Origin of the sequence: Aeribacillus pallidus, from assembly GCF_050478865.1 — a bacterium.
Lineage (GTDB): Bacteria > Bacillota > Bacilli > Bacillales > JACDOC01 > JACDOC01.
In genome coordinates, this window is record NZ_JBCNBW010000099.1 from 1 (window position 1) to 3,231 (window position 3,231).

A 3,231-nucleotide genomic window follows, 5' to 3' on the forward strand; every position below is an offset into this window, starting at 1 on the left:
CTCCAAAACAGAATACCTCCCGCTAAGACCGAATAACTTGTTATTTGATGCGATGGTAGAACTCTCGAAATCTCTTGGACTAAAAGCTCTTCATTTAGGCGGCGGATACCAGGAGAATGATAGTCTTTTTAAATTTAAGTCATTATTTACAAACAATAATCACTTTAATTATTACATTGGTAAAAACATCCTAAACGATAAAATTTATCATGAGTTATCCCAAAGCGTCATGAATCATTTTTCGTTCAACAGTAGTAGCGATTTTTTCCCTCTCTATAGAAGAAAAAATTAATTTTTTTCTATTATTTCCTCAGCTATTTTTTTAGAAGGAGTTCTAATCTCCTTTTCCATTCATTTTTCCGCAATTTCCCTCATTCAAAGGTACAAACTTTTTTTCCTCACTAACATAATGTAAATGGTAGATAGAAAACTTATCTATAGATTTTCTCGAAAGGAGGTATGAAAGGATAAAAGATGATAAAAACATTGAATATGATCTTTTTGTCCCTTTTTTTATTTTTTTTACCACTACATGCTTATGCACAACCCCTCAAACGAGATTTACCTAATGACATTTTACGGAACGGGTCAAGAGGTGAAGGGGTAAAAATCTTACAACAAGCTCTTAATGATATAGGATATTCTCTTAAAGTAGATGGTATATATGGGAATCTTACGGAATCGGCCGTAAAAGACTTTCAGAAACAGAACCATCTAACGATTGATGGAATCTACGGACCTATGACAAAAAGAGCACTTGAGAAAAAACTAGCAGAAGGGGGAACAGATCCCAATCATCCTTCCTATCAAATTGTAGCGAAAGGGTTAAATATTCCATGGTCATTGGATATTTATAAAGGTACCTTCTATGTAACAGAAAGGTCAGGAAATCTAGTTACCATTAAGGATGGAAAAGTAGTTCGCCACCCGATGAGACTATCGAAGCCGATAAAAGTTTATGGAGAAGGTGGCCTGTTAGGTTTTGTATTGGATCCTAATTTTGGGACAAACCAAACCGCCTATTTATATCACACGTATGAAGCTCAAGGGAAAATCTATAACCGCGTGATTTCAGTAAAATTAAGTGGTTCATCATGGATTGAACAAAAAGAATTAGTAGCAGGAATTCCTGGTGGACGAACACATAATGGCGGAAGAATCGCCATCGGTCCAGATAAAAAACTTTATGTCACGACTGGAGAAGCTGGAGTTCCAGCACTCGCCCAGGATGTAAAAAGCCTTGCCGGTAAAATTTTACGAATGAATCTTGATGGAACGATTCCTATTGATAATCCGTTTCCCGACTCATATATCTATTCCTATGGTCATCGAAACCCACAGGGCTTAACCTGGGATCAAGGTGGACAATTATATAGTTCCGAACATGGCCCTTCTGGAGAAAACGGCTGGCGGGCACATGATGAAATAAATAAAATTTTACCAGGGAAAAATTATGGATGGCCTTTGATTATTGGAAATCAAAAGAAAGACGGTATGGAAAGCCCTCTATTCCAATCTGGTAATAGTACATGGGCTCCTTCAGGACTGGCATATTATAACGGTGCTCTTTATGTCGCAGGTCTAAAAGGTGCTCAAATTCGCAAGTTCAATCTTTCTAACAAACAAGAGACCGTCGTTTTAAGTGGATTGGGACGGTTAAGGAACATTACGTTTGATGGTAACACGGCATACGTGTTAACCAATAATCGTCTTTTAAAAGGAAAAAGTGATGACTGGATGATTAACATTCATGGTTTATAGTTGAAATGGACTTAGGAGAATTTACTCACCCAGTAGTTTTCTATGATTTGCTTACTCAAGAAGTTAACTAAACAATGATAGAAGTAAACCAGGTTGGGAATGTCAAAGCTATGGTTACTGTTAATAGGAAAAGTAAAATAAAACTTACTTTTGCTTTTCCAGGATATTTATCTTGTGAGATCTGTCAATGGAGGAATGAGAATGGTTCTCATTGTATATGTAACGTATGTGACGAATGAGTTTGATAATACGGTTTCGGTCGTCGAAACGAAAACGAACACCGTAGTGGGAAATCCAATTGAAGTAGGTGCTGGTCCAAAGGGAATAACGATAACACGGAACGGAAAATTTGCCTATGTGGCGAATTATAGTGACGATACGGTTTCGGTGATTGAAACAAAAACGAATACTGTAGTGGGGAATCCAATTCAAGTAGGTGCTGGCCCTAAGGAAATTGCGATCACTCCGAATGGAAGATTTGCCTATGTGACGAATAGTATAGACGATACGGTATCGGTGATCGAGACAAAAACTAATACTGTAGTAGGAAGTCCAATTGCGGTAGGTGCTGGCCCAAAGGGAATTGTGATCCCTCCGAGTGGAAGATTTGCCTATGTAACGAATAGTATAGACAATACAGTATCGGTGATCGAGACAAAAACTAACACTGTAGTAGGATGTCCAATTGTGGTAGGTACTGGTCCTGATGCGATCGCGATCATTCCAAGTGGAAGATTTGCCTATGTAACGAATAGAATAGACGATACGGTATCGGTGATTGAGACAAGAACCAATACTGTAGTAGGAAGTCCAATTGCGGTAGGTGCTGGCCCAAAGGGAATTGTGATCCCTCCGAGTGGAAGATTTGCCTATGTAACGAATAGTATAGACGATACGGTATCGGTGATCGAAACAAGAACCAACACTGTAGTAGGAAGTCCGATTAAGGTAGGTGCTGGTCCAAAGGGAATTGCGATTACCCGAAATGGAAGATATGCCTATGTGACGAATAGTATAGACGATACGGTATCGGTAATTGACACGAGAACGAACACCGTAGTCGGAGATTCGATCACGGTGAAAGATGCTCCGACTGGAATCGCGATTACACCTATACCAATTATCGTTTCAGATCAAAGTCAATCTCCTTATCAAATTGTAGCGAGAGGGTTAAATATTCCATGGTCTATGGAGATTTATAATGGTACCTTCTATGTAACAGAAAGGCCTGGAAACCTAGTAGCTATTAAGGGTGGAACAGTGACTCGCCAACCAATGACTTTATCCAAACAGATAAAAGTTATTGGGGAAGGGGGCTTGTTAGGTTTTGTATTGGATCCTAATTTCGGGACCAACCAAACCGCCTATTTGTATCACACGTATGAAGCTCAAGGGAAAATCTATAACCGCGTGATTTCAGTGAAATTAAGGGGTTCTTTATGGATTGAGCAAAAAGAATTAGTAGCAGGA

2 protein-coding genes and 1 pseudogene are annotated in these 3,231 nt (G+C 38.9%); all 3 read left to right on the forward strand.

Features of this window, described 5'->3' with window-relative positions:
- A pseudogene (locus ABES52_RS16780) lies at positions 1-292 on the forward strand (GNAT family N-acetyltransferase); the annotation flags it as partial.
- Between the two features lie 182 nt (positions 293-474).
- A complete protein-coding gene (locus ABES52_RS16785; RefSeq protein WP_429652463.1) occupies positions 475-1,761 on the forward strand; it encodes a PQQ-dependent sugar dehydrogenase in 1,287 nt (428 codons plus the stop codon).
- Positions 1,762-1,962: 201 nt separating this feature from the next.
- The coding region (locus ABES52_RS16790) for a beta-propeller fold lactonase family protein (RefSeq protein WP_429652464.1) at positions 1,963-3,231 on the forward strand (1,269 nt) is incomplete at its 3' end.

Bases quoted from the DNA above. Each gene is read 5' to 3' on its own strand.
- ABES52_RS16785 (WP_429652463.1), top strand. From the start codon at position 475: ATGATAAAAACATTGAATATGATCTTTTTGTCCCTTTTTTTATTTTTT.